The 24,677-nt window shown below is 62.2% G+C and carries 25 protein-coding genes and 1 pseudogene; 16 read left to right on the top strand and 10 right to left on the bottom strand.

Translation table 11 applies throughout. The features are described 5' to 3' along the window. Positions 1–9: 9 nt before the first annotated feature. Complete coding sequence (locus ON753_RS01410; protein WP_265960766.1) at positions 10–834, bottom strand: MurR/RpiR family transcriptional regulator; 825 nt, start codon at positions 832–834, stop codon at positions 10–12. A 161-nt stretch (positions 835–995) separates the two neighbouring features. Here ON753_RS01410 and ON753_RS01405 point away from each other — a divergent pair, with 161 nt between their 5' ends. From ON753_RS01405 to ON753_RS01340, 13 genes and pseudogenes are all read left to right on the top strand, one after another. Then, positions 996–2,282: an ABC transporter substrate-binding protein gene (locus ON753_RS01405; protein WP_265960765.1), complete on the top strand. Its 1,287-nt coding sequence runs from the start codon at positions 996–998 to the stop codon at positions 2,280–2,282. Positions 2,283–2,358: 76 nt separating this feature from the next. Next, the gene (locus tag ON753_RS01400) at positions 2,359–3,279 is read left to right on the top strand and encodes a branched-chain amino acid ABC transporter permease (RefSeq protein ID WP_265960764.1); all 921 of its coding nucleotides are present in this window, start codon (positions 2,359–2,361) and stop codon (positions 3,277–3,279) included. A 4-nt stretch (positions 3,280–3,283) separates the two neighbouring features. Next, a complete protein-coding gene (locus tag ON753_RS01395; RefSeq protein ID WP_265960763.1) occupies positions 3,284–4,312 on the top strand; it encodes a branched-chain amino acid ABC transporter permease in 1,029 nt (342 codons plus the stop codon). Positions 4,313–4,315: 3 nt separating this feature from the next. Then, positions 4,316–5,059, top strand: coding sequence for an ABC transporter ATP-binding protein (locus ON753_RS01390; RefSeq protein ID WP_265960762.1), 744 nt, complete (start codon positions 4,316–4,318; stop codon positions 5,057–5,059). Beyond that, the gene (locus ON753_RS01385; protein WP_265960761.1) at positions 5,059–5,775 is read left to right on the top strand and encodes an ABC transporter ATP-binding protein; all 717 of its coding nucleotides are present in this window, start codon (positions 5,059–5,061) and stop codon (positions 5,773–5,775) included. The genes ON753_RS01390 and ON753_RS01385 overlap by 1 nt, the downstream gene beginning before the upstream one ends. 4 nt (positions 5,776–5,779) lie before the next feature. After that, a complete protein-coding gene (locus tag ON753_RS01380) occupies positions 5,780–6,403 on the top strand; it encodes an ATP-binding cassette domain-containing protein (protein WP_265960760.1) in 624 nt (207 codons plus the stop codon). Next, a complete protein-coding gene (locus ON753_RS01375; RefSeq protein WP_265960759.1) occupies positions 6,400–6,717 on the top strand; it encodes a cupin domain-containing protein in 318 nt (105 codons plus the stop codon). The genes ON753_RS01380 and ON753_RS01375 overlap by 4 nt, the downstream gene beginning before the upstream one ends. After that, complete coding sequence (locus tag ON753_RS01370) at positions 6,710–7,711, top strand: Gfo/Idh/MocA family protein (protein ID WP_265960758.1); 1,002 nt, start codon at positions 6,710–6,712, stop codon at positions 7,709–7,711. The genes ON753_RS01375 and ON753_RS01370 overlap by 8 nt, the downstream gene beginning before the upstream one ends. Next, positions 7,708–8,525, top strand: a pseudogene (locus tag ON753_RS01365) (SDR family NAD(P)-dependent oxidoreductase). Before ON753_RS01370 ends, ON753_RS01365 begins: the two are co-directional and overlap by 4 nt. Beyond that, positions 8,522–10,243 (top strand): L-arabinonate dehydratase, encoded by a 1,722-nt coding sequence (araD, locus tag ON753_RS01355; RefSeq protein WP_265960755.1) that lies wholly within the window; start codon positions 8,522–8,524, stop codon positions 10,241–10,243. The pseudogene ON753_RS01365 and the gene araD overlap by 4 nt, the downstream one beginning before the upstream one ends. 14 nt (positions 10,244–10,257) lie before the next feature. After that, on the top strand, positions 10,258–11,712 hold the full coding sequence (locus ON753_RS01350; RefSeq protein WP_265960754.1) for an NAD-dependent succinate-semialdehyde dehydrogenase: 1,455 nt from the start codon (positions 10,258–10,260) through the stop codon (positions 11,710–11,712). Positions 11,713–11,715: 3 nt separating this feature from the next. Continuing rightward, on the top strand, positions 11,716–12,510 hold the full coding sequence (locus ON753_RS01345) for an HpcH/HpaI aldolase family protein (protein ID WP_265960753.1): 795 nt from the start codon (positions 11,716–11,718) through the stop codon (positions 12,508–12,510). A 327-nt stretch (positions 12,511–12,837) separates the two neighbouring features. Continuing rightward, positions 12,838–13,827, top strand: coding sequence for an ABC transporter transmembrane domain-containing protein (locus ON753_RS01340; protein ID WP_265960752.1), 990 nt, complete (start codon positions 12,838–12,840; stop codon positions 13,825–13,827). A gap of 30 nt (positions 13,828–13,857) precedes the next feature. On the opposite strand, the gene ON753_RS01335 is transcribed toward ON753_RS01340, so the two are convergent. From ON753_RS01335 to ON753_RS01300, 8 genes are all read right to left on the bottom strand, one after another. Continuing rightward, positions 13,858–14,730, bottom strand: a complete 873-nt coding sequence (locus tag ON753_RS01335) for a transglutaminase family protein (protein WP_377047306.1) — start codon at positions 14,728–14,730, stop codon at positions 13,858–13,860. A 168-nt stretch (positions 14,731–14,898) separates the two neighbouring features. Continuing rightward, positions 14,899–15,309 carry a hypothetical protein gene (locus ON753_RS01330; protein WP_265960751.1) on the bottom strand — a complete coding sequence of 137 codons (411 nt, stop codon included), beginning with the start codon at positions 15,307–15,309 and terminating at the stop codon, positions 14,899–14,901. Beyond that, the gene (locus ON753_RS01325; RefSeq protein WP_265960750.1) at positions 15,306–16,028 is read right to left on the bottom strand and encodes an ABC transporter ATP-binding protein; all 723 of its coding nucleotides are present in this window, start codon (positions 16,026–16,028) and stop codon (positions 15,306–15,308) included. Before ON753_RS01325 ends, ON753_RS01330 begins: the two co-directional genes overlap by 4 nt. Positions 16,029–16,031: 3 nt before the next feature. Continuing rightward, entirely contained in the window at positions 16,032–17,165 is a 1,134-nt protein-coding gene (locus ON753_RS01320) for an ABC transporter permease (RefSeq protein ID WP_265960749.1), read from the bottom strand. Continuing rightward, positions 17,162–18,325, bottom strand: a complete 1,164-nt coding sequence (locus tag ON753_RS01315; protein WP_265960748.1) for an efflux RND transporter periplasmic adaptor subunit — start codon at positions 18,323–18,325, stop codon at positions 17,162–17,164. The genes ON753_RS01320 and ON753_RS01315 overlap by 4 nt, the downstream gene beginning before the upstream one ends. Beyond that, on the bottom strand, positions 18,322–18,951 hold the full coding sequence (locus ON753_RS01310) for a TetR/AcrR family transcriptional regulator (protein WP_265960747.1): 630 nt from the start codon (positions 18,949–18,951) through the stop codon (positions 18,322–18,324). The genes ON753_RS01315 and ON753_RS01310 overlap by 4 nt, the downstream gene beginning before the upstream one ends. Positions 18,952–19,085: 134 nt before the next feature. Further along, positions 19,086–19,538: a protein tyrosine phosphatase family protein gene (locus tag ON753_RS01305; RefSeq protein WP_265960746.1), complete on the bottom strand. Its 453-nt coding sequence runs from the start codon at positions 19,536–19,538 to the stop codon at positions 19,086–19,088. 10 nt (positions 19,539–19,548) lie between these two features. Further along, positions 19,549–20,949: an MBL fold metallo-hydrolase gene (locus tag ON753_RS01300; protein ID WP_265960745.1), complete on the bottom strand. Its 1,401-nt coding sequence runs from the start codon at positions 20,947–20,949 to the stop codon at positions 19,549–19,551. Between the two features lie 215 nt (positions 20,950–21,164). On the opposite strand from ON753_RS01300, the gene ON753_RS01295 reads away from it, so the two are divergent. The 3 genes from ON753_RS01295 (at position 21,165) to ON753_RS01285 (ending at position 23,612) form a co-directional block, all read left to right on the top strand. Further along, positions 21,165–21,656, top strand: coding sequence for an Lrp/AsnC family transcriptional regulator (locus tag ON753_RS01295; protein WP_265960744.1), 492 nt, complete (start codon positions 21,165–21,167; stop codon positions 21,654–21,656). A 160-nt stretch (positions 21,657–21,816) separates the two neighbouring features. Next, positions 21,817–22,959 carry a glycine cleavage T C-terminal barrel domain-containing protein gene (locus tag ON753_RS01290; protein ID WP_265960743.1) on the top strand — a complete coding sequence of 381 codons (1,143 nt, stop codon included), beginning with the start codon at positions 21,817–21,819 and terminating at the stop codon, positions 22,957–22,959. A gap of 215 nt (positions 22,960–23,174) precedes the next feature. After that, on the top strand, positions 23,175–23,612 hold the full coding sequence (locus tag ON753_RS01285) for a CBS domain-containing protein (RefSeq protein WP_265960742.1): 438 nt from the start codon (positions 23,175–23,177) through the stop codon (positions 23,610–23,612). Between the two features lie 108 nt (positions 23,613–23,720). Here the strand turns inward: ON753_RS01285 and ON753_RS01280 are convergent, their stop codons facing one another. Next, on the bottom strand, positions 23,721–24,488 hold the full coding sequence (locus ON753_RS01280) for an SDR family oxidoreductase (RefSeq protein ID WP_265960741.1): 768 nt from the start codon (positions 24,486–24,488) through the stop codon (positions 23,721–23,723). Between the last annotated feature and the right edge of the window lie 189 nt (positions 24,489–24,677).

Raw genomic sequence — 24,677 nt, 5'->3', positions numbered from 1 at the left:
CGGCCCCGCTTATGTCACCGCCATGATGAGAATTTGCGCCAGGGTGATCGCTGCTCCGATTGGTTGCAGCCGGCTTGTGGCGTCGGCTTCAAGCAAGAGTGCGGTGTTGCTGTAACGGCTTAGCGGACTGTCGGCACTGTCGGTTATTGCCAGGACGACTTTTCCGGAAACATGGGCGTCCATCACGGCGTCCACGACCGGGTTCGAGTAGGGCGGGAAGGCTATCGCAATGAGGACGTCCTCGCGCTCCATGGTTGCGATCTGCGGCGCCGCCATGCCCCCTGCGAAATCCAGAAGCGAACACGCCCGTTCGCTCCTCAGGAAACCATAATGCAGGTAATCCGCGATCGGGCGCGAACGCCGAAGTCCGGCAATATAGATATGACGGGCCGAGCGAAGGATACGCACAGCCTGTTCCAGCGAGCTTCGGTCAAACGTTTTCTCCAGGCTGTCCAGGGCGCCTCGTTGCGCCTCGAGAGCGGAGGTGAGCAGTTGCTCGACATCGGGAGCCGTGTCTGTGGCGCTGACGCTGACCCGGTCTCTGACGGCTGCCTCGCCTTCGATCAGGCGCTGCCTGTAGACCTTCTGCAGGTCTGAAAATCCCGCGAAGCCAAACTCCTTGGAAAACCTGATGAGCGTTGACGGTTGAACGCCGAGCTGACCGGCGATCGCCTGCGTCGTGTTGAGCGCAATCATGTTCGGCTCCTCGAGCGAGGCACGCGCGATGCGCTGCAAATGAGGGCTAAGCCCCTGAAATCTGTCGCGAATATCCTGCCGCAATGCGTCAAAGGTCGCCGGATGCGCAGGCGCGGATTGTGGTGTGTCGTCGATCATGAACCACCGAATAACATATTTTCTATTTTTGTGAAGAAATTTTCATTGACGCGAATTGAATAAATTTTCTATCGTATGAACACAGCGTTCAATCGGCCTGGAGGAGAGGCTCTGAGCGCTTCAAGGGTCCTGTCACCAGGACCGCTTTCAGGGAGGATGGCATGTCAAATTCGAAAATAACCCGCCGCGGGCTGCTTGGCGGCGCTGCCGTTGGCGGTGTCGCGACGTTTGCAGGACCTTGGAAACACAATCGTGTCTGGGCGCAGTCAACGGATAAACCGATCCGCATCGGCATCACGTCGGACGCTTCCGGCCAATACGCGAATTCCGGGGCCTCCGATCGCAGGGGGATGCTGATGGCGATCGAGGAGGCCAACGCGCGTGGCGGGGCGCTCGGCCGGAAAATCGAGTTCATGCATATCGACACCGAAACCACACCGGCCACCGGCTCGCGGGTCGCCGAGCGGCTGATCAGCCGTGAAGAGTGCGGGTTCCTGATCGGGGCTGTCAGCTCGGGCGTTGCCAACGCCGTCAGTCAGGTGGCCCAGCGCTATGGCGTCATCTACATGAACACCAACTCGTCTTCGCCGACGGAAAGCGGGCAGAATTGTCACCGTGTGAAATTCGTCTGGGACGGCAACGGCACCAACTTCTCGAAGGCTGCGGTCCGGAACGCGATATCGACATATGGCGAAAAGGTCGTGCTGCTGACCAATGACTATGTCTGGGGGCACGACACCGCAAAGTCCACCCGCGCCCTTGTCGACCAGCACGGTGGAACCGTGGTCGAGGAAATCCTGATCCCGCAGGGCACGCGGGACTTTTCCGCGGCTCTGCTCAAGATCCAGCAGATCAACCCCGACATTGTTGCGGCGGCGGTTGGCGGGGATGACCAGATTGCAATGCGCCAGCAGGTTGCCCAGCTCGGCATGGGGTCAAAGCCCGCCTGGATCAATAACCAGCAGGACTGGCCGGATGTCTACGGACTGCCGCTCGACAACCTGTTCGGCGTGTTCGGCACCACCTGGTACTACGGACTGGATCTGCCCGGCGTGAAGGAGTTCGTCGACCGGTATCAGGCCATGTATCCGGACACGTCGATGCGTGTGCCGGGCAACGTGTTCTACAACGGCTATATGGCCACCCGCGAACTGCTGAACGCGATCGAGCGGGCGGATTCGACCAACAATATCGCCGTCATCAAGCAACTCGAAGGGCACGTCATGTCCGCCGAAGAGCGGATGCAGCACCACGTTGCGGTGATCGACCCGAATACCCACCAGGTCCAGCAGACAATCTACCTGGCAACGGCCAATGATGAGCCGAGGGATGAAAACGACATGTTCAGGATACTGACGCAGTCAGATCCGAACGACGTCCGTGATGAGGGAAGCCTCGAGGCCTGCAAGCTCGAAAGCTACGAAGACACGCCCGCTTTCGACGCCTGACCAATCGGCACCTCTGCGCGACCGGGCCGGCCAGCGGCTCGGTCGCATTCCCCTCGTGCTCGGCTTTGAGACTGAAATGGACCTTCTTCTTCCACACATCGTCAACGGCCTCACGCTGGGGCTACTGTTCGCCATGATCGCCCTGGGCTTCACGCTGATCGTCGGGGTGATGGAAATCATCAATCTCGCCCATGGTTCCCTGTTCGCGCTCGGCGCCTATTTCGCGATGGCCTGGATCGGCGGGGACTGGTTTGGCGCGAGCGAGTTCGGCATCTGGTGGGCGTCGCTTCCCGTCGGGATGCGATATGCCTCGGCCCTGATATTCGGCCCTCTTTGCGCTGCCGCGGCCGGCATGGTGCTGGAATTGTGCGTGCGCCGGACCTACGGGAAAGCCCCGCTTTACGGTCTGCTGCTGACCTTTGGCGCGGCCCTCGTCATCGAGGAACTGATCCGCATATCCTGGGGGACCGGCGAGCAGAGCCTGACGGTGCCGCAACTCATCAACGGCGCTTTTCTCGCCGGCGGCATGATTTTCTCGAAATACAAGTTTTTCGCCGCCGGCTTCGCCGCGCTGTCGATCGTGTGCGTGTGGCTCTTTCTGGAGAAGACCCCCTACGGCGCCATCATCAAGGCCGGCAGCCATGACAGCGAAATGGTACGGGCCCTCGGCTATGACCTCAGCCGGCTGCGCCTGCTGGTCTTCGGCCTCGGAGCAGCATTGGCCGGCCTCGCCGGGGTCGTCATGGCGCCGATCTGGGGATTGCGGCCGCATATCGGCGTCGATGTCATCATCCCGGCCTTCCTGATCATCGTCCTCGGCGGCGTGGGCAGTTTCTGGGGTGCGGTGATCGCAGCTGCGCTGGTCGGCCTCGCAGTCGGGATTACCGGCGCCTATGCACCGGCATGGTCAATGCTGTCGATGTACCTGCTCCTGATCGCAGTGGTCACGTTCCGCGCCCGGGGCCTCATGGGCCGCAAGAGCGCGCTGGAGAACTGATACGATGATTTCCCTTTCCGATATCCCTGCCCATGGCGGGACCCCCGTCACACTGGGGATGGGGCTCTTTCTGGCGGCTCTCGCCACGGCGCCCTTCTGGCTGGAGTCGGTCGGCCTTTATCAATACCTGGGGATCGAGGTCGCGATCTGGATCCTGTTCGCCATGGGGTTCAACCTGCTCTTCGGCTATATCGGCCTCCACAGCTTCGGGCATGGCGCCTATCTCGGCGTCGGCGCATATGCCTTTGGCCTGTTTCAGCAGGGCGTTGCCGTAAACCTCTGGGGCGGACTGCTGGCAGCAATTCTCGCGGCAGCCGTGGCAGGCGCCATTGTGGCCGCGTTTGTCTCCCATCGGCGCGGGATCTATTTTGCGCTGATGTCGATTGCTTTCGGTCAGGTCTTCTGGTTCTGCGCCATCAAGCTGCATTGGCTGACCGGCGGCGAGGATGGCCTCTTGGGGATTCCCCGGCCTGACCTCTCCCTTGGTTTCGTATCCATTCCACTCGATGACAACCGCGCCCTCTACTGGTTCGTGGCCGTGGTGGTTGCCGTGTCGGTGCTTGCGCTCTGGCGCCTCGTCAATGCGCCGTTCGGGCGGGTTCTGCAGGCAATCCGGCAGAATGAGACCCGCGCCCGTTTCGTCGGCTACAATGTCTGGCTCATAAAATGGCTCACATTCGTGCTTTCGGCCGCCTTTGCCGGACTTGCGGGGGGACTGTTCGCGATGGCGCAGGAGAGCGCCTATCCGGACGTCATGAGCCTGCACCAGTCCGGCCTGATCGTAATGATGGTTCTGGTCGGCGGCGGGCTCGTCAGCTTCTGGGGTCCGGTCCTCGGCGTCGTCCTCTACTTTCTCGCAAGGGACTTCATCGGCGGCATCACGGAAACATGGCTGCTCTGGTTCGGCCTGATGTTCATGCTGATGGTCATGACCCGGCCGGAAGGACTGGCCGGTCTGATCCATGTCGTGCGGCGACAACTCGGCCACGAAGCGGCAACGCGCTCGGAAGCGCCGAAGACGAAGGAGGTCTGAGGAATGGCATTCTTCGAGGCAAATGGCTTGCGAAAACGCTTCGGCGCACGGGTGGTGCTGGAAAACATATCGTTGTCGGTCGAGCAGGGAACGGTTCACGGCATCATGGGACCCAATGGAGCCGGCAAGACCACGTGCTTTCATGTGCTCACGGGTCACCATGCGCCCGACGGCGGCAAGATCGTTTTCGACGGGCAGGACATCACCGGCAAGAAGCCCTACCAGATCGCACGGATGGGCATTTCCCGCAGCTTCCAGATCATGAACCTGTTCGACGACACCGTCGTCCTCGAGAACGTGGCCCTGGCACTCCCCGAGTTTCGCGAGCGGGCATTCGATGTTGTCGGCGACCTGTTCGAGGATCGGCGGATCGTCGGCGCGGCATTGGAGGTGCTGGAACAGGTGGGCCTGGCCCACCGGGCCTGGGACAAGGCGGATTCTCTGCCCTATGGCGAGCGCCGGGCCCTGGAGATTGCGGTGGCGCTGGCGGCCAGGCCACGCCTGGTCTTTCTGGACGAGCCCACGTCGGGCTTGGGAACGGAAGCCACCAGGAACCTCGCCGACCTCATCAGGCGCATTCGCAAGGACTACACGATCGTCCTTATCGAACACGACATGCGCTTCCTGTTCGACCTGGCCGACACCATCTCGGTCATTCACTGGGGACAGGTGATTGCGGAGGACACGCCCCAGAACCTGCAACAGAACAAATGGGTCGCCAGATCCGCCCTCGGGGAGGTGGCGTGATGCCGGAATGTGCCAACGCAATGCTGGATGTCCAGTCCATCGAGACTTTCTATGGCGAAACGCAGGCCCTGTTCGGCCCCTCCATCAGTGTTGGCGAAGGTGAAGTCGTTTCACTGCTGGGGCCGAACGGAGCGGGCAAGACGACGACCATACGCTCGATCCTGGGTCTGACGCCGCCGCGCAACGGCAGGGTTTTCTTCGACAAGAAGGAGGTAACCCGCCTGTCGACGCACAAGATCTCGCGGCTCGGAATAGGCTGGGTTCCCGACGACCGCCGGATTTTTCCGTCGCTGTCGGGAAAGCGCAACCTTGCCCTTGGTGCCCGCAAGACCCGGTTCAGATCCTGGTCGGTCGACGAAATGGTGGAGATATTTCCCGCCCTGGATCACCTCATGGTCCGCGATTGCGAGAACATGTCGGGCGGCGAACTGCAGATGGTCTCCATCAGCCGGGCGCTGCTTGGCGCACCGGGTCTGGTTCTCTTCGATGAACCCAGCCAGGGCCTGGCTCCGAAGATCGTCCAGGACGTCATGCGCACCATACGGCGGCTGAAGGGCGAAGGCATCTCCTGCCTCATCGTCGAGCAGAATGCGCTTGCGGCGCTGGAGGTTTCCGACCGGGTCTATGTGATGGACCGCGGACGGATCGAGCACGAAGGATCCGCCCGGGAATTATTGGATAACGCGCCGCTTCGGCGCCGCCTTATCGGGATGTGAGCAGATGACAGCCATTTTACAGGTGCGCGAACTGGAAAAGATCTACACCAGAGGGCGCTTTGATCGAACCCCGACGTTCCGGCTGACGGCCGATTTCACCATCGAGAAGCCCGGTATCGTCGGCATGATGGGCCCCAACGGATCAGGGAAAACCACGTTGTTCGAACTGATTACCGGATCCAACGCCCCCAGCCGTGGCCAGGTGCTTGTCAACGGCCGCGACATCCACAAGGTCCGCACGGACCAGCGTGATCGCCTGGCGATCCACTATCACCAGTCCTATCAGGTGCGGCACTTCAGAACCTTCATGCCCAACCTGCTGCTGCAGCCTGCCGGGTCGGACTATCCGGTCCTGCATCTGTTCGACGAACCTCAGTTCAACACGCAGGACGGCTATATCGGCTTCATGCTGGATTTTTTCCGCAGGCTTCGGGACGAGAACCGCCTGGTGTTTCTCTGTGTTCACCCCAATGAATTGTTCCACCTCGAAATTCTTCAGGAGATCTGCGAGCAGTTCATCTTCGTCCACAAGGGTTCGGTGACGCCGCTTGCCGGTTACGAGGCGGTTCTGGCCCATGAGCCGGCCCGCGCCTATCTCGGCGATCTTTTGACGGAGCGCGCAGCATGACGGCATTCCATCGGGCGAAATATTCGTCTCCCCCATCCGCCGATCAGGTGCGCGAAGACTTTCCCGGCTTCACGTTCGGAACGTTTCGCGATCCGCCCGGCCAGGTCTGGGCCGACTTTGTACACGACGAGGACGAGTTCATCGTCGTGGCGCAAGGAGAGATCGTCATCACGGTCGCAGATGAGACGGCCACCTGCGGACCGGGGGACCTTGTGCGCATTCCGGCGCAAGTGAACCATACCCTGGAGACCACGGAGGCCGGCGGCAGCGTCTGGCATTACGGTTACGGAAGATTTGGAGAGACCCATGACTGATGCATTGCGTATTGCCGTGGTCGGCTGTGGCCTCATCAGCCTTTACCACATGCGGGCCTGGCGCAATGCAGGCGCCGAAATTGTCGCGGTTTGCGACACGGACCTGTCCAGGGCACAGGCAAGGGCAGAGGAATTTGGCGTTTCCCGCGTCTACCAGGACGCGGCGACGCTGTTTGACGATGGCGGTTTTGATTGTGTCGATATTGCCGCGTCGGTTGGCGCCCACGCCCCGGTAACACGGATGGCCGCGCAACGCGGTATTCCGGTCATGGTACAGAAACCGCTGACCGAAACCGTTGCCGAAGCGGAGGCGCTGCTGCGCGATGTCAGCGGCAAGACCCGTGTGATGGTGCATGAGAACTACCGCTTCCGGCCACACTACATGACCGTGCGCAAATGGGTCGGCGAGGGAAGGATCGGCGCCATACGGCACGTGCAGATTTCCTGCCGCGGATCGGGGCTGTGCGCGCGGCCGGGCACGGTGCCGTTCCTGGTGGAACGCCAGCCCTACCTCACCGGATTCCGCCGCAACCTGGTTTTCGAGACGATGATTCATCACCTCGATGTTCTCCGCTGCCTGTGCGGTCCGCTCGAGGTTGTTGCCGCCAGGTTGAACCGGTTGGCCGAGGGGCTGCCGGGCGAGGACACGGCGGCAATCCTGATGGCCGGGCCAGACGGATTGATCGCAACGGCGGACGGGTGCCTCGTGGCACCGGGCTACCCGCAACTTCACGGCGACCGGCTGGAAGTCATCGGCGAGCACGGCACGATCGTGATGGATCTCAACCGTGTCTTCGAGGTGGGCAAGGAACACGAGGCGGTCGAGGTGGACCTTCTCGGGCGCTATCAGGAGTGTTTCGACACCGCCATGCGGGGGTTCGTCGAAGCGCTCGCCGGCAACGCGCCTTTCGAAACCGACATCAACGACAATTTGGAAACCCTCCGGCTGATGGAAAGCGTCTATCGGGCGGCGGGCGTGGAGGTACCGGCATGAACCGGCCAATATCGCTGACCCCGGAAGTCGATACCAGCCGGATCGAAAACCTTTTCGATGTCAAGGGCCTGCGTGTCTTTCTGCCAGGCGGTTACGGCGCCATAGGCGAGGCTCTCTCCCTGGCCATGAGCCTTCGCGGGGCCACCGTGGCCATAGCCGGCCCCCGGGTGGAGAAGGCCGGGGAGCTTGCCTCGCGCATCGAGGCACAAGGCGGCTCGGCCCTTGCGCTGCATGTCGACGCTCAAAGCGTCCCGTCCATCGAAACGGCGGTGAATGAAGCGATTTCCGCCATGGGCGGGATCGATGTCCTGGTCAATTGCGTCGGTATTCAGCGCGAGCAGAACATCATGGACGTTACCGAAGAGACTTTCGATGAAGTCTACCGGGCCAATCTGAAATCCGCGATGTTTCTTGGCCAGGCGGTCGCCCGGGATCAGATAGCCCGGGGGAAGGGGGACGGCAGATCCATCTGCTGTCCGTGCGCTCGCAACTGGCCCTGCGCGGGCGTGGTTATTCGGCATACTGCGCGACCAAGGGTGCCCTGGTGATGTTGGTGAAGCAGCATGCGATGGAGCTTGCGCCCTACAACATCACGGTCAATGGCGTCGCCCCAACATTCATCCAATCCGATCGCATCCGTCCGCATCTGGATCGGCCCGAGTTCCGGGAATTCATTCTGGAGCGGAACCCGCTGGGGCGGATCGGGGATCCGCTCGAGGTTGCCGGACAGGTCATCGCCTTTGCCGCACCGGCGGGCAGCTACATGACCGGTCAGGTGGTCTATATCGACGGCGGCGTGACGGCCTCGCAATGACCGGGAAACTGCGCTCCGCCCGCTGGTTCGATACCGATGACCTTCGCGGCTTCGGTCATCGCTCGCGTCTCATGCAGATGGGTTACGGCCTTGAGGACTGGAACGGCCGCCCGGTGATCGCGATCATGAACACCTGGTCGGACATCAACCCCTGCCACGCGCATTTCCGCCACCGGGTGGAGGACGTCAAACGCGGGATCCTTCAGGCGGGTGGATTTCCCGTCGAGCTGCCGGCCCTGTCGCTGTCGGAGAATTTCGTCAAGCCAACGACAATGCTGTACCGCAACCTTCTGGCCATCGAGACGGAGGAGTTGCTTCGCTCGCACCCCGTGGACGGCGCGGTGCTGATGGGAGGGTGCGACAAGACCATGCCCGGCCTGCTGCTCGGCGCGATCAGCATGGATCTGCCGTGCCTCTTCCTGCCGGCGGGTCCCATGCTGCGCGGCAACCTGAAAGGCGAAATCCTGGGTTCGGGTTCCGATACCTGGAAGTACTGGGACGAACGGCGGGCCGGGCGGATAGGCCGGGAAGAGTGGCAGGGCGTGGAAGCCGGGATCGCCCGCAGCTACGGCCACTGCATGACCATGGGCACGGCCGCCACGATGACAGCAATTGCCGATGCCATGGGAATGTGTCTCACGGGAGCCTCGTCCATTCCGGCCCCGGATTCCAACCATATCCGCATGGCTGCCGCGACCGGCCGTCGCGCCGTGGAACTGGTGCTCGAAGATCTGCGGCCGTCCAGGGTGTTGTCGGCGGCCAGTTTCGCAAATTCATTGAATGTTGCAATGGCCATGGGCTGTTCCACCAATGCGATCATACATCTGATCGCGCTCTCCCGGCGGGCCGGCCATCCCCTGACACTGGAGGATTTCCACGCAGCCGGACGGCGGGTTCCGGTGCTCGCCAACATTCGGCCGTCGGGCGAGCGCTACCTGATGGAGGACTTCTACTATGCCGGCGGTTTGCGCGCCCTGATGGCGCAGATGGGACATCTCCTGGACGGCACAGCGCGCACCGTTACAGGGAAGATCCTGGGCGATGAGATAAAGGGTGCCGAGGTTTATCTCCCCGATGTCATCCGCGGGCTGGACAATCCGGTTTCCGCGGAACCCGCGATGGCAGTTCTGAGAGGCAATCTCGCGCCCGATGGCGCTGTCATCAAGCCTTCCGCGGCAGATCCGCGTCTGTTGGAGCACCGGGGTCCGGCCCTGGTCTTTGACAGCTATGCGGACATGAAGGCGAGGATCGACGATCCGGACCTCGATGTCACGGCGGATGCCGTCCTGGTCATGCGCGGGGCGGGGCCGCAGGGCGGGCCGGGGATGCCCGAGTGGGGGATGTTGCCGATCCCGCAGAAATTGCTCAGGTACGGCGTCAGGGACATGCTGCGGATTTCGGACGCACGTATGTCCGGAACCTCCTATGGCGCCTGCATCCTGCATGTTGCTCCCGAGGCCCATGTCGGCGGCCCGCTTGCCCTGGTGCGCACGGGCGACCGGATCCGCGTCGATGTGCGGGCCGGACTGCTTGAAATGGAGGTCGGTCCGGAAGACCTCGCGCGGCGGCGCGCCGAATGGGTGCCGCCTTCTCCCAGATATGAGCGTGGATATGGCTGGGCATTCACGCGCCATGTGATGCAGGCCGATCAGGGCTGCGACTTCGATTTTCTTGCAACCGGCTTTGGGGCCGCAGTTGCAGAGCCCGAGATACTTTGAAAGGAGCCCTCGAAATGGCGACCGATCGTTTTTCAGATCACCGTCCGCAGCTGCTGATTGGCGGCGAATTCCGGGACGCGGGACGCGCCCCGTCCATTCCGGTCATCAATCCATGCACCGAACAGGTCCTGTGGGAACAGCCGGCCTGCGATGCGGACGATGTTCGCGAAGCTTTGGCGCATGCCGTCCCGGCGCAGGAGAGCTGGGCCGAGCTCCACGGCTGGGAACGGGCGCGGATCCTGCGGCGGGTTGCCGAGGAGATGCGCAGCCGGACACAGGACATCGCACGCGCGCTGTCGCTTGAGATCGGACGGCCGGTCGCCCAGTCCGCAGGCGAAGTCGGGGCGGCGATCGAGCAGGTGGAATGGTTCGCGGGCGAAGCCGAACGGCTCTTCGGTCAGGTGATTGCATCGCGGCAGGGAGGGCGGCTTCTGACGGAGCCGGAACCGGTCGGGATCTGCGCCGCCTTCACCGCATGGAATTTCCCCGTGAACCTGCCGGTCCGCAAGATGGCTCCGGCACTGGCGGCCGGCTGCGCGATCCTCGTGCGTCCGTCGGAACAGGTGCCACTGACGACCACGCTCATCATGCAGGCTTTTGTGGCTGGCGGTGTTCCGGCAGGCGTCGTCCAGCTGCTGCTGGGACGGGCCCAGGATATCTCGCCGGTTATCCTGGCTGCGGACGAGGTTCGCAAGATATCCCTGACCGGCTCGACCCGGGTCGGGCAGATGATGATGGCCGAGGCCGCCAGGACTGTGAAACGCTGCTCCATGGAACTCGGCGGCCATGCACCGGTCGTCGTGGCGGCGGATGCGGATGTTCGATCGGTTGCCAGGCAGTGTGCCGCGTTCAAGTTCAGGAATGCCGGGCAGGTGTGTATCGCACCGAACCGCTTCTACGTGGAAGAGGCCGTCGCCGACGAATTCATCGACGTCATGAAACACGAAGCCGAGGCCCTCATCCTGGGCGACAGCCAGGATGAGGCCACGACGATGGGCCCGCTCACCCTTGCCTCCGGCCGCGACAAGGTCGAGCGCCTTGTCGCCGATGCCATGGAGCGGGGAGCACGCCTGGTTACCGGTGGTCAGCGCCCCAAGGGCCGCAATGCCGGCTATTTCCTGGAGCCGACCGTATTGGCGGATGTGCCCGATACATGTGACATCATGTCGGAGGAACCGTTCGGCCCGGTCGCCCCGGTCGCAACCTTTCGTGACCTTGACGACGCGATCGCCCGTGCGAATGCCACGCCCTATGGCCTTGCCGCCTATGCCTTCACCGGGGATCAGGACAAGGCCCACAGGCTGTCGAGGAAACTGCATGCCGGCATGGTCGGCATCAACACCTTCATGATCGCACACGCCGAGGCGCCCTTCGGCGGTGTGGACCATTCCGGCATGGGGCGGGAAGGCGGCCCGGACGCTATCAAGGACTATCAGAACACGAAACTCACTCACATGATGGCAGGATGATCCATGAGCTTTCGTAACCCTGTACGTGCGGTTTGGGACGAGGGCCGTCCCGCCCTGAACGGCTGGATTGCAGCCCCATCCGTTCTCGGCGTTCAGGCCATGGCCGCCGCTGGCTGGGACGCCATGACCGTCGACATGCAGCATGGAACGGCCGACTACAACGACCTCCTGACGGTGCTTCCGGTCATCGAGTCCTCCGGGGTGGCCCCCATGGTGCGGGTCCCCTGGCTTGACGAGGCCGCGATCATGCGCGCGCTGGATGCCGGCGCGCTCGGGATCATCGCGCCGATGATCGACACCCGCGATGACGCGGTCCGTCTCGTCGACGCGTGCCGGTACCCGCCTGCGGGCCGCCGCAGTTTCGGGCCCGTCCGCTCCCGGCTGGTCTGGCCCGGCTATTTTGAAAGCGCCGACCGGGAAATCCTGGTCTGGGCAATGATTGAGACCCAGGAAGGGCTGGCAGCGCTTGAAGAGATCGCCTCGGTGCCCGGTCTCGACGGGATCTATATAGGTCCGGCGGACCTCTCCCTGTCGCATGGACTTGCACCCGGGTTCGACCGGCAAGAACCGGAGATGCGGACGCGCATCGATCGCATTCGCGACGTATGCCATTCAAAGGGGCTGCGATGCGCTTTGCATTGCGGCACCGTCGAGTATGCGCTTGAAGCTGCCGAAGGCGGCATGGATCTGGTGACGGTGGGCTCTGATGCCCGCTTCATCGAACAAAGCTCCCAGATCGTGTGCAGCAAATTCCGGGACCGGATCGGCAGCACCGACGCGGGGGCGGAACAATCATAACTACCGTGACAGAAGAGATTTGATGCGCCGGGCCAGCCCTCGCAGGCGTACGCCCGCTCGACGAACATGATCTCCGGCGACGGGCGCCAGTTGACGACCACGTCCCATGAACCCGCACGCCTGTCGTCAGCGGTTCCGGTCAATCCGCAAGGAACCGATCGAACCGGCGCGTATTAGCCCCTGAACAAAGAGACCATAAAACTCGAAAAGGTGCCGTACGCCAGGTTGCTGTCCCCAAACTGCGGAAGGGCCAGCGGCGGCTGAAATGGCTGTCGCCAGATGGTCTTTCCTCACAGGTCGGGCGCACTGAGGGGTAGGAGGATTTTCATGACGAACTACGCTCTGCTGGCCGAATTCTATAGTTCGGCACTTCCCCCCGTGCGCGAGCGGCCTCTCCGGACAATGCCAAAGTCGCTCTATGCATATGTCGGCAAGGTGAGTGCCAGGCAGCAGCTGCGGTTGTGCCTCCTGACGGTTCTGGTCTTTCCGCTGACGCTGGTGCCGCTTGAACTCCAGCGCCGTATCGTCAACGGGGCCATAGAGGGCCAGAACATGGACCTCCTGGTCCGGCTCGGCGCGCTTTATCTCGCCGTCGTAACCGTGCAGGGGATCCTGAAATTCGTGCGCAATTTCTATCTCGACCGCGTCGCCGAAGGCGTCACCCGTCTCCTGCGCAAGCGCATCGCGCACAGCGACGGTTTCAACAGCGACCCCGACGAAGGCACCAGGCAGGCGATCATGTCCGCGGAAGCCGAAAAGGTTGGCGGTTTCGTCGCTGAAGCCATCGCGTTTCCGCTCCGGCAAGCCGGTGTCATGCTGAGTGTTGCCGGCTACATGCTTGTCGTCGAGCCGCTCATTGCGGCTGTTGCGTTCGCATTTCTCGTCCCTGCGATGATCGTCGTCGCGCTCTCGCAGCCCATTCTCAACCGGCTGTCGGAAAAGAAGATCATGACCGTGCGCGAACTTGGCGAGTGCGTTCTGCACGATGAGCGGGATGAAGCGGGAGCGGAGGCGGATCCTTTGATCGGGCGGATTTACGGGCTGCGGCTCCGGTTTGCCGCCATCAAGCACGCCACCAAGGGGCTCAACAATCTGATGAACCACCTGGGGCCGCTGAGTGTGCTCATGGTCGGGGGCTGGCTGGTGATTCAGGGGCAGACGGAGATTGGCACGATCGTCGCCTTCATGTCCGGCTACGAACGGATGACGGGCCCGGCGCGGGAGCTACTCAACTTCTATCGCCGCCTGGCGATGATGCGGGTGCAATACCGTCTGATCCACAACGTCAGTGGATCGTTCGACTCGGGTACGACATGAGGTGTCCGGTTCAGCCGGCGGCGCGCGCGATCAATCCTCAAGCACCGTGTGGTGCACCTCGACTGACATTCCCGACACAGTGTTGCCGGAGCCCGTGAAGGTGCCGGCGACGGGGACGACCTGGTGAATGCCGCGGGCGACGGCCACCGGGATGAGGTTCTTCGACCCGACGCTCCGGTTTGTGGGGTCGAATGCGACCCATCCCGCACCAGGAAGAAAGACTTCGGCCCAGGCATGGGTTGAGCCCGCGCCTTCATCGCCGATGAGGCGCTTTTCCGGATCGAACAGGTAGCCCGAAACGATACGGGCCCCGAAGCTGAGGGTCCGCGCGGCCTCGGCAAACAGGACCGCAAAGTCCCGGCAGGAGCCCCACCCGCGCGCCAGGGTTTCCAGCGGCGCCTGTGTCCCTTCCGTCTCCCGGCTCTGGTAGGCGATCTGTTGCGAGACACCGGTGGCAATGTCCTTGAGCAGCGACAGCGTGTCCGTCGGGCGCTGAAGGACAAAGCCTTCGACCCATTGGGAAAACCCGCCCTCGGGATCGGCATACTGCGGCGTCGTTAGCGCGCCGAGATCTGTCCAGTCGTCGCTGGAATAAAGGAACGGGAAGTTGATCGCTTCGGCCGCAATGTCGAAGACCGGCCAGACCGGCGCGGTGAGATTGACCGTCGCGCGGCTCTCGATGATCAGGTGGTCGCTCGGCATGCTGAACCGGGCTGTGGCGATGGTGTTGCCCGCTACGTCATGCGCCCATGTGACTTCGCCCTGCGGCGTCAGGGTCAGGTCGTGCGACACAAGCCGAAGCTCGGGCGTCTCCCGCGGACGCAGCATCATCCGGTGAAGCCCCAGACGGACCGGCTCCCCGTAGCTGTATTCCGTCTTGTGATACGTGGTCAACTTCGTCACGGCAGCCTTCTTTCGATTTCGGGCAAGGGACAGAACCGGATGCGCGCGATACCGGGCCTGTCCCAACTCATTTGGTGCCAGGATTGTTGCATGTTCAGGCTCGTTTCGACGCACCTTATGCAATTTGAGGGCGGACGAAGAGTGAAACCCGCCCGGCCGGGCGGGTTTTCACGGAGCGGTTCGAGAGGCGCCGGTCGCGACGAAGGCGATGCGTGCGATGATCGCCCAGACAACGGTCCTGAGCGTCAGGGCTGCGAGCGTCCGCATTTCATAGGCGCCGCCTTGCAGGACATGTATGGCAAATGCGGCAAAGACGGCGACCGTGCTTGCAACAATCGCCGCTGCCAGCCAGTAGGCCCACCGTTTGCGCAGGAAGAGCCCGACACCGGCGACGATATAGGCAAATCCGGCCAGGAAATTGAACCAGAGCACGAAGCGAACGACGTTTCCGGCCGCCTGCGTAGCCTCCTCTCCGCCGAACAGCACGACGCCTCCGGACAGGACCGTCAGCGCGCCAAAAAGCACCGCCACGGCCGCTATGACAACAAGACCTGGTGAAAGTGATCGTCCAAGTGTCATGCCAATTCCTCCTGATTTACTTCCTGATCGTCAAGGCGGCCGTCCCGCAGATGAAAAATCTGATCGAAGCGGTCAAAGATCTTTTCGTCATGGGTCACGGCAATGATGCAGGCGTCCTGTTCCGTTGCCAGTTTGCGCAAGAGATCCATGACGATGCCGGCACGCTTGGAATCAAGTGCCGCCGTCGGTTCATCTGCGAGAATGATCCGTGGCTTGTTCGCAAGTGCGCGCGCGATCGCCACGCGTTGTGCCTCGCCTCCCGAGAGTTGGGAGGGCATGGCGTTGCGACGGTGACCGACTTCCAGATAGTCGAGAAGCTCCGCCGCGCGCCGGCGCGCAGAGCCGAGGTCATGTCCCGCCAGATCGAGGACCACGGCGACGTTGTCCGTGACATTGAGGAAGGGAAGAAGGTTGTGGAACTGGAAAATGAACCCGATCTTTTCAAGGCGAAGTCGGCGCAGATTGGAACTCAGCCAGCGATCCTTGAAGACGATGTCGCCGTCGATGCTGAGCCGGCCTGCGTTCGGTTCAACAATACACCCGATGACGTTGAGAAGCGTCGTCTTGCCGGAGCCGGAAGGGCCCAGGAGCGCCACGACTTCACCGGAATTGACGTTGAGGCTGACACCCCTCAGGGCGTCGACCCGTGTGTCACGCTCGCCGAAGTGTTTGAAAATACCATCAAGCTCAATGAGAGATTTCTTTTGTGCTGGAAGCATCGTTCATCCTCCGAGAGCCGTTGCGGGATCGACCCGGAGCGCTGCCCTGACGCCCAATCCGCTGGCGAGAAGACAGACAGCAACGATTATTCCCGCAAGGACGACTGCATTGAACGGCTCCAGCACGACACGGCGCGGGAAATAGTCCTTCAGCAACATGACGACGCCGAGCCCGAACGCCCAGCCGATGCCGCCAAGCGCGAGCGCCTGTTGAACGATAAGGCCGATGATCGTCCGGTCGGGCGCACCGATAAGCTTCAGCGTGGCGATCTGCTTCAGCTTTTCCATGGTCATCGTGTAGATGATCAAGGCGATCACCACTGCGGAGACGGCCAGCAGAATTGCCATGAACAGGCCGATCTGACGCCTGGCGCGATCGACCACCGATCGGGTGAGCAGGTCTTCCTGGCCGGCTTGCGTCATCGCTGACAGGTGCTTCCAACGCCGAACCGTATCGGCTATCGAGTCCGCGGGGATATTGGGGTTCGTCCGCGCAATGACGGCATTGATCGTGTCGGTTCCCTGAAGCGTGCCGCTGCGCGCCATTTGCACGCGGGCCGCAGGCGGCGCAAGTTCGAACTGTAGGGTCTGGGCATCGCGCAAGGTCATGTAGACGGCCGGGTCGCCGCCCGAATTGACGTGATTTTTCACAAGTCCAACGACCACGAAGTCGTTTCTACCCAGTTTCAGGCGATCGCCAAGCTGCAAGCCGGCGCGGGTATCGGCGATCAGTTCATAGTGGCTTTGCGCGATCGATCGCCCGGAAACGAGAGCTTCCGGCGTTCCGGGGCGCCCTGGTTCAAACCCGACGACATACAGTCTGAGGCTTTTGCCGGCAAAAGCTGCTTCTGCCGTCTGGTAAGTGACGCTGCCGGCGTCCAATACGCCATGCAGGCGGGCAACAGCCTCACGCGTGTCGGCGGGAATGCGCGAGGATTCCGCGAACGGCCCGCGCGTTCCGGATTCAACGACCCACATGTCGACATTGGGCGCGCGCGCTATGGTGAGAGCGTCGATGACCAGCCCGTTATAGATGCCGATCATGGATAACACGACCGCCATGAGCAGGCTCAGGCCGAAGCAGGTCAGCAGAAACCGGAACAGATTATGGCGAATGTCGTGATAAGCGAGGTTCATGGCGCCTCGTCCCGGCTGCCGTTGGCCCTGCGCCCGTCCCGCATTCCCGGCACGAGCGCGCTGACGATCTCCGCTCCTTCGGGCAGCTCGCTGACGACCTCCAGTCTTGCATCTTCGCTCCGATGGCCGAAAACGAGTTCCCGACGTTCCAGCTTGCCGTTTCTGACGAGCCAGACATCGCCCTTATGCCCGTCGAACCGTGAGACTGCTGCTTCCGGGACCATGAGTGCCGTGTCGAGACGGGCAACCGTGATACGGACTTCCGCCTGTTCGCCCAGGAAAACGCGCGGGGGGCATTGCTCGCACTTGACCCAGACCTTTCGCTCTTCGTTGACCCTGTCGCTTTCAATGCCGATACGCGCCACTTTTGCCTGGTAGACGTCGTGCGGCAGCGAGCGCAGGCGCACCTCGGCCGGCTGGCCCGGCTGGATCGTGCCGGCGCGCGCTTCGTCCACGTATGCGAGCGTCCAGACGGATTCCGGCGCCATGAGCGTGAAAATCGTTTCCCCTTCCCTGACGACGGAACCGGCCTCACGGTGGCGTTTGACGACCACCGCATCGAAAGGGGCGCGCAGGGTGTGTTGTTTGAGAAGTTCCTTTTCATAGGCCAGCGCGGCCCTGGCATCGGCCCATTGAGCCTTGGCGACATCGACCTCGCTCAGGGCGACCGAATGATCCGCGGACGAGACATCTTCATCGCGCTGCGCTTCGTCGGCCTGCTGCTGGGAGACGACATTGGTTCCCACCAGTGACTTCTTGCGACGATTGGCTTCCTTCGCCTGTTCAAGGACAGCCCTGGCGCGCTGCACATTGGCTTCTGCCTTGCGGATATTGGCGGCCCCCGCCAAGGCAGCCGCCTCGGCGCGCCGCACGCGGGCTTCCTGTTCGTTCGAGTCCAGCAAGGCCAGAACGTCACTTCGGGACACCTGATCGCCGTGATCGACTTCAAGGTCCATCAGAGCGCCGCTGACCTTGAAACCCACATCTGAAAGAATCCGTGCTTCAACGGTGCCCAGACCGAAAACGCGGATCTCGACATTTTCCTCTTTCGCGACGACGGGCACCGCAAGCGGGCGATATTGAAACAGAAGATAGCCGGCAGTTCCCAGACCGATGAGGAGCGCCGCACCAATAAGCCGTCGGAAATTCCGCTTGTTCATTGCGTTTTCTCCGATGTTGCAGGTGCCTGAGCTGGCTCGCGGAAAAATCTCATGTGCATGTCGAGAAACCTGGAGCCTTCATCGACCAGCGCGAAAGTCCGTCCGCTCAACGACCAGCGTACCGCCAGCCCCTGGACAAGTCCGATCAGGATCAGTGCGGCATCATCAGGATCGAGATCACCTCGGAATTTGCCGTCGGCCTGGCCGCGTTTGAACTCGGCTGAAAGGGCTTTCCTGAAGTTGTTCATCAGACCGAGCACAGCCTTGCGAAGCAGGTCGTTCTCCGCATGCAGTTCCCGGGAAAACAGGATCGCGGGTATGCCGGGCACTGACTGGATGAGTTTCAGCTGCGCCAGCACCAGAGAGGGAAGACGATCTTCCGCGTCCTCCCTGGTCCCGAGCGCACGACGCCAACCGGCTTGCATCGCCATCGAGATCTTTTCCGCAACGCCGAGCCAGATGGACTGCTTGGTGGGAAAGTGCCGGAAAATTCCGGGCTGTGTCAGACCGACGCGCTGCGCGATCGCCTCCGTCGAGAGGCGGTCCGGACCGACTTCGTCGGACAGGTGCAGCGCCGCCTCTAGGATTTCGTCTTTTCGCTCTTCAGCGGTCTTTCTGACAGACATCGGGCACTCAGCTTTAGTTAGTTATTACTCACTAACTAAGTACGACATGTCGATTTGTCAATACGGCGCAAGGTTGAAGCGCGCCGCTGGAGGGGAGCGTCAATTATGTGGGCCGAAAGCCGAAGAACGCCGACCTAGACAGCCGTGCGCCGTTCAACATATTTGCGTACGAAGCCCTCGAGCTGCGGTGTGTCGCACTCAAAGCCCAGGGAGGCCGCCTTTTCGATCGCCTGCTGTCCGGACAGTCCTTCCTGAACGGCCATATGCATCATGACCAGCGCTCCCGAACGCTTGCCGCTGGCACAATGTACGAGGACAGGTCCGGGAATCTCTTCAACCAGCTCGCGGAACCAGTCGACCGTCTCGTTCGAGAGGTTTTCGCCGGCGACGGGGTGGTGGACATAGGACAGGCCGTGTTCCCGGACGATCTGGCCTTCCTCGGCAGGGGGCAACTCCTGCTTCTCGTCCGGTGTTTTCAGATTGACGATCGATCTGTATCCCTCGTCGGCCGCCTGACGGATGGCCCCGCCCGTCGGTGCGAACCTGGCGACGGTATACCGGTCGTTGATCCGGATTGCGTCCTGCATGGTGTATTTCCTATTTCTCTTCCTGTGTTTCGATATCCAATCCGGCACCCTTCCAGGCCATCCAGCTGCCCGGCACATTGCACACGCGTTCAAAGCCCGCGGCCGCAAGAATGCTGGCAGCCATGCTGGCGCGAAAACCGCTGGCGCAGTAGGTGGCGTATGGCTGATGGCGGTCGAGCTCCGGGAGGCGTTCCCGCAACTCGCCCAGAAACACATGCCAAGCGCCGGGGATAAAGCCGTCCTGCCACTCGTCTTCGCTGCGCACGTCGAGCGGCTGGACGGTGGGATCGGCCGTGTTCAGTTCGTGTACCGGCACCTGGGGGATCCTGGCCATTGGCCGCCCGCTCTCGCGCCAGGAGGCGATGCCGCCGGCCAGGTATCCGCCAAACTCCACAAAGCCGGTGCGCCACAGAAGCGTGACGACGCGCGGCAGATCCTCGTCGTCCTCGACAACCAGATAGATCGGTTTCCGGGGATCGAGCAGCCAGCCGGCCCACACCGAAAGCTCCGGCCTGGCACCGATGTTCAAGGCTCCGGCAATGTGTCCGGCACCGAAGGCTTGCATATCGCGCGTGTCGAGCAGTTGCGAACCGGCTTCAATGGCCTTGGCGAATGTTTCCGGAGGCAGGGCAGGCGCCTTCGGCAGGCGGCCGATCACCGATGGCCCCTCGGCGTTGACGCGCTTGAGACGCGGATAGTGTGTGGGCACCGGCGGAGCGTTCTGCGTTATCGCTTCACGAAAAGCGTCCAGGTCACCGATGCGGGCGTAAGGATTGTGCCGGCGCTCATAACCGATCGTGCTGGAAAGCCGGTCGCCGATATCCGGGCCACAGGCAGACCCGGCTGCATGGCCAGGATAGATGATGACGCCGTCGTCGAGCTTAAGGTAGAAGTCGTGAACCGTGTGGAAGAGGGCCTCGGTCAGCTCGTCGGTTTGCTCCTCTCCCAGAAGGTCGGGCCGGCCCACCGAGTCGACAAAGAAGCTGTCACCGGTGACGACGCCCCACGGCTCGTCGCGCTCGGTCTCGTGGAGGAGAAACGAAAGGTGCTCGGGCGTATGGCCGGGGACAAACCGCGCCTCCATGGTGAGGCCGCCGAAAGTGAACCGGTCGCCGTCGCGCACAGGCTCATGTGGAAAGCCGTATTCAGCACCGCCCTCGACACTGACGCAGAGCCTGGCCTCATCGCCAAGACGGTCTGCCAGTTCACGTGCCCCGCTCATGAAGTCGGCGTGAATGTGTGTCTCGAATACATGGGTGATTGCGACGCCCAGGCGCCGCGCGGCTTCCAGATAGACGTCGGTGTCCGGCCGCGGATCAATAACGGCGGCCACACCCTCGGCATCGTCGCCCAGAAGATAGGAGCAGGCCGCCACCCCTTCGGACAGGAACTGTTCGAAACGGACCGTCATGTGAATTCTCCGTTCTGGCGTCTGCGCACCGCGGTTGGCGCGGCGCTCGATTGAGGTGTCGTCCTCCAACACCTTCAGAAGGGGAAAGGTTCCGGGTCGGCGGCGCCCGTCAGGGTCAGGAGACTTCACCCCGGCCGCAAAACAGCAAGAGGGGCGTTGCTTCCTGAAGGATGTTGGCCAATGCTGTCGGCAGATGAAAAGAAAGCTCCGGCGGAATGAAGAGAACAAGTCTTGATGCCACCGACATACGCATCCTCAGCGCGGTCCAGAAGCACGGCCAACTGAGCAAGACCAGGCTTGCAGAGGTCGTCAACCTGTCGCCCACCCCCTGCTGGGCCCGGTTGAACAAACTGAAGGCGGCCGGGCTCATCCACGGGTATCACGCGGACATCGCGCTTGACCGCATCGGGGACTTCACCCAGGTCATCGTGACCATCTCGCTGGCGAGCCACCGCAAGGCCGATTTTACCCGTTTCGAGGACCATGTCGGCAAGCTCGACGAGGTCACGGAGTGCATCGCCACAGGCGGGGGAATGGACTATGTCCTGAAGGTCGTCAGCCCGACTCTCGCGGCCTTTCAGCAGCTGATGGACTCCATGCTCGTCGCCGAACTGGGGATTGAGCGCTACATGACCTATATCGTGACGCGCACGGTGAAATCCACGCGGCCCGACATTGCGAAGCTGACGGCCGGAACCGGCAAGTGACAGACGCGGACCGGTCAGTCTGCCGAGCGCCCCAGAACAGTCCGATCGGTCTTTCGGCGGCACGTTTTCAGACCACAATCGGGGCGCACCCGATGATAGACACGAATCCGGTTCAAACAGCCCACGGCCGGTCCGGCGATCGGGGCAGACGGGTGAGAAAATGGCGCAATCAGGCGACTTCGGCTTCGGCACACAGATCCGCAAATCCCCCTTTTTCGACGCAACGGTCCGCTGGGGCGCCGAGGCGTTCTCCGTGTACAATCACATGTACATCCCGCGCGATTTCGGCGATCCGGAACAGAATTTCTGGAACCTGGTGAACGACGCGATCCTGTGCGATGTGGCGGTCGAACGCCAGGTCGAGATCACGGGGCCGGATGCGGCCGAATTCACCCAGATGCTGACCCCGCGCGACCTGTCGAAAATGGCCGTCGGGCAATGCAAGTACATCCTGGTCACCAACGCGGAGGGCGGCATCCTCAACGATCCGATCCTGCTGCGCCTGGCGGACAACCATTTCTGGATGTCGCTGGCCGACAGCGACATCCTTCTCTGGGCACAAGGGGTTGCCTTGCATTCGGGCATGGATGTCACGATCCGCGAACCGGACGTCTCGCCACTGCAGTTGCAGGGCCCGAAATCCGGGGAGGTGATGCAAGCGCTCTTTGGCGAAACCATCATGGACCTGCGCTATTACTGGCTGCGCGAAGTGGAACTGGACGGTATTCCGCTGGTCGTGTCCCGCACCGGATGGTCCAGCGAACTGGGTTACGAGCTTTACCTGCGGGACGGATCGCGCGGCGACGAATTGTGGGAAAAGATCATGGCGGCGGGTGAGCCATTTGGCCTGAAGCCCGGCCACACGTCGACGATCCGCCGCATCGAAGGCGGGATGCTGTCCTATCGCGCGGACGCGGACATCGACACGAACCCTTACGAACTGGGGCTCGACCGGCTGGTGAACCTCGACATGGAGGCCGCCTTTATCGGCAAGGACGCGCTGCGGCGTATCCGGCAGGAAGGCGTGAGCCGCAAGCAGGTGGGCCTGATCATCGATGGCCCGCCGCTGAAAGGACCCAATACCACGTTCTGGCCCGTCAATATGGATGAGGCCGCCATCGGCAAGGTCACCTCGGCGATCTATTCGCCGCGGCTCGAACAGAACATCGCCCTGGCGATGGTCTCGGCGGACCATGCCGTTGCCGGCACGGAAACCGAAGTCGTCACCGGTTCCGGTCCCACCCGGGCCACGATCGTCGAGCGGCCGTTCTACGACCCCAAGAAGACGCTCGCCGCGGTCTGAACACCTCGGCCGCAAGAGACGGCGAAAAACCCCTCCCATGGGCATGATGCCTCGCTGCTGCTATAATGCTGGCTCCAGCGGTCAGGCGGAAGCGCCGTGCTCGCAGTCTCCGGCCACTCCTTTTGGCGGAAGTGCCGGCGCCTGACCGGTGTCAATGCGGCCGGGCGGCCTTATGCCAGCAAAATCAAAGCGCTGTCGGCTGGAGGAGTATCATCATGACGACGGTCCGACACATCCTCGATACGAAGGGCCACGAGGTCCATAGCGTTCACCTGGAAGATACGGTCGAAGACGCCATCCGGATGATGGCGGAGAAAGAGATTGGCGCGGTGCTGGTCATGGAGAACCAGCGCCCGGTCGGCATCTTCTCCGAGCGCCATTATGCCCGTGACGTGTTTCTGAAGGGACGAACCTCGCCGACAACGCCCCTGCGCGACGTCATGGAAAGAAACCTGATCTATGTCGCACCGGACCAGACCGCCGAAGCCTGCATGGCGCTGATGACCGACAAGCAGATCCGCCACCTGCCGGTCCTTCAGAAGGGCAGGCTGCTCGGCATCATCTCCATGGGCGACCTCCTCAAGAGCATCATCGCCGACAGAGAGTTCAACATCGAGCAGCTCGTGCATTACATGCAGGGCTCGAAGATGTAGGGGGCAGGACGGTTTCCGGCGCGCAGACCGCCCGGAACGCGGCCCTGTAAAATCAGCCGGCGTGCCGCGTGCAGGGCCGGGCCGACGGCATGAGGATTGAAGCGCCCATCACAGCGACGCGGAAATACCGCCGTCGACGAAGATGGTCGTCCCGTTGACGAAGGAAGACGCCATTGAGGACAGGAAAACGCAGGCGCCGACCAGTTCCTCCACCTTGCCCCAACGACCGGCGGGCGTTCGTTTCGCCAGCCATGCACTGAATTCCGGATCATTCACCAGGGCCGCGTTGAGCGGCGTATCGAAATAGCCGGGCGCGAGGCCGTTGCATTGCAGCCCGTATTTCGCCCAGTCCGTCGCCATTCCCTTGGTCAGGTTTGCCACGGCCCCCTTGGTTGCCGTGTAAGGCGCGATGCCGGGCCGCGCCAATGCGGTCTGTACGGAACAGATATTGACGATTTTTCCCTCTCCGCGCTTGATCATGTGCCGCGCGACCGCCTGTCCGACATGAAAGACCGAAGCAATATTCGTCTGAAGAAGACGCTCGAAGGCGTCGGCCGGAAAATCCTCCAGCGGGGTGCGGTGTTGCATGCCGGCATTGTTGACCAGGATGTCGATCGGACCCGTCGCCGCCTCGAAGTCATCCACCGCCGAACGCACTCCCTCGTGATCGGTCACGTCGAACACCAGCTCGTGAACGGTAAACCCCTCGGACCGGAGCTGCGAGCCTGCGGCAGCGAGTTTTTCCGGGTTGCGGCCATTCAGGACGATTTCGGCACCGGCCTGCGCCAGACCGCGTGCAAGGGCATAGCCGATCCCTTGCGATGAACCGGTGATCAGTGCCCGTTTGCCGGACAGGTCGAACAGGGACGGGTTCATTGAGATTTCCTTGTTTCAGGGCTGCTGACGGCTTCTTCCGTCAGGTGTGGATACCATCGAACGTCAACCGCCGGACTTCAAGCCGGTTGTTATCTGATCCGGCCCTGTCTTTCGGAGAAAATCTTGCTCCAAACGCCTCACGAATGATTTGACAGAAGACGAACCTCAGGCCTAGGTTGAGCGTTCTCA

The sequence above is a fragment of the Roseibium salinum genome (assembly GCF_026240905.1).
GTDB lineage: Bacteria > Pseudomonadota > Alphaproteobacteria > Rhizobiales > Stappiaceae > Roseibium > Roseibium salinum.
This window is presented reverse-complemented; position numbering and strand designations above follow the sequence as displayed.

Coding starts and splice junctions, on each gene's coding strand:
- ON753_RS01345 (WP_265960753.1), top strand. CDS start 11,716: ATGAGCTTTCGTAACCCTGTACGTGCGGTTTGGGACGAGGGCCGTCCC.
- ON753_RS01375 (WP_265960759.1), top strand. CDS start 6,400: ATGACGGCATTCCATCGGGCGAAATATTCGTCTCCCCCATCCGCCGAT.
- ON753_RS01380 (WP_265960760.1), top strand. CDS start 5,780: ATGACAGCCATTTTACAGGTGCGCGAACTGGAAAAGATCTACACCAGA.
- ON753_RS01400 (WP_265960764.1), top strand. CDS start 2,359: ATGGACCTTCTTCTTCCACACATCGTCAACGGCCTCACGCTGGGGCTA.
- ON753_RS01315 (WP_265960748.1), bottom strand. CDS start 18,325: ATGAACAAGCGGAATTTCCGACGGCTTATTGGTGCGGCGCTCCTCATC.
- ON753_RS01350 (WP_265960754.1), top strand. CDS start 10,258: ATGGCGACCGATCGTTTTTCAGATCACCGTCCGCAGCTGCTGATTGGC.
- ON753_RS01295 (WP_265960744.1), top strand. CDS start 21,165: ATGAAGAGAACAAGTCTTGATGCCACCGACATACGCATCCTCAGCGCG.
- ON753_RS01395 (WP_265960763.1), top strand. CDS start 3,284: ATGATTTCCCTTTCCGATATCCCTGCCCATGGCGGGACCCCCGTCACA.
- ON753_RS01330 (WP_265960751.1), bottom strand. CDS start 15,309: ATGACACTTGGACGATCACTTTCACCAGGTCTTGTTGTCATAGCGGCC.
- ON753_RS01280 (WP_265960741.1), bottom strand. CDS start 24,488: ATGAACCCGTCCCTGTTCGACCTGTCCGGCAAACGGGCACTGATCACC.
- ON753_RS01320 (WP_265960749.1), bottom strand. CDS start 17,165: ATGAACCTCGCTTATCACGACATTCGCCATAATCTGTTCCGGTTTCTG.
- ON753_RS01340 (WP_265960752.1), top strand. CDS start 12,838: ATGACGAACTACGCTCTGCTGGCCGAATTCTATAGTTCGGCACTTCCC.
- ON753_RS01390 (WP_265960762.1), top strand. CDS start 4,316: ATGGCATTCTTCGAGGCAAATGGCTTGCGAAAACGCTTCGGCGCACGG.
- ON753_RS01305 (WP_265960746.1), bottom strand. CDS start 19,538: ATGCAGGACGCAATCCGGATCAACGACCGGTATACCGTCGCCAGGTTC.
- ON753_RS01370 (WP_265960758.1), top strand. CDS start 6,710: ATGACTGATGCATTGCGTATTGCCGTGGTCGGCTGTGGCCTCATCAGC.
- ON753_RS01300 (WP_265960745.1), bottom strand. CDS start 20,949: ATGACGGTCCGTTTCGAACAGTTCCTGTCCGAAGGGGTGGCGGCCTGC.
- ON753_RS01285 (WP_265960742.1), top strand. CDS start 23,175: ATGACGACGGTCCGACACATCCTCGATACGAAGGGCCACGAGGTCCAT.
- ON753_RS01290 (WP_265960743.1), top strand. CDS start 21,817: ATGGCGCAATCAGGCGACTTCGGCTTCGGCACACAGATCCGCAAATCC.
- araD (WP_265960755.1), top strand. CDS start 8,522: ATGACCGGGAAACTGCGCTCCGCCCGCTGGTTCGATACCGATGACCTT.
- ON753_RS01310 (WP_265960747.1), bottom strand. CDS start 18,951: ATGTCTGTCAGAAAGACCGCTGAAGAGCGAAAAGACGAAATCCTAGAG.
- ON753_RS01410 (WP_265960766.1), bottom strand. CDS start 834: ATGATCGACGACACACCACAATCCGCGCCTGCGCATCCGGCGACCTTT.
- ON753_RS01385 (WP_265960761.1), top strand. CDS start 5,059: ATGCCGGAATGTGCCAACGCAATGCTGGATGTCCAGTCCATCGAGACT.
- ON753_RS01405 (WP_265960765.1), top strand. CDS start 996: ATGTCAAATTCGAAAATAACCCGCCGCGGGCTGCTTGGCGGCGCTGCC.
- ON753_RS01325 (WP_265960750.1), bottom strand. CDS start 16,028: ATGCTTCCAGCACAAAAGAAATCTCTCATTGAGCTTGATGGTATTTTC.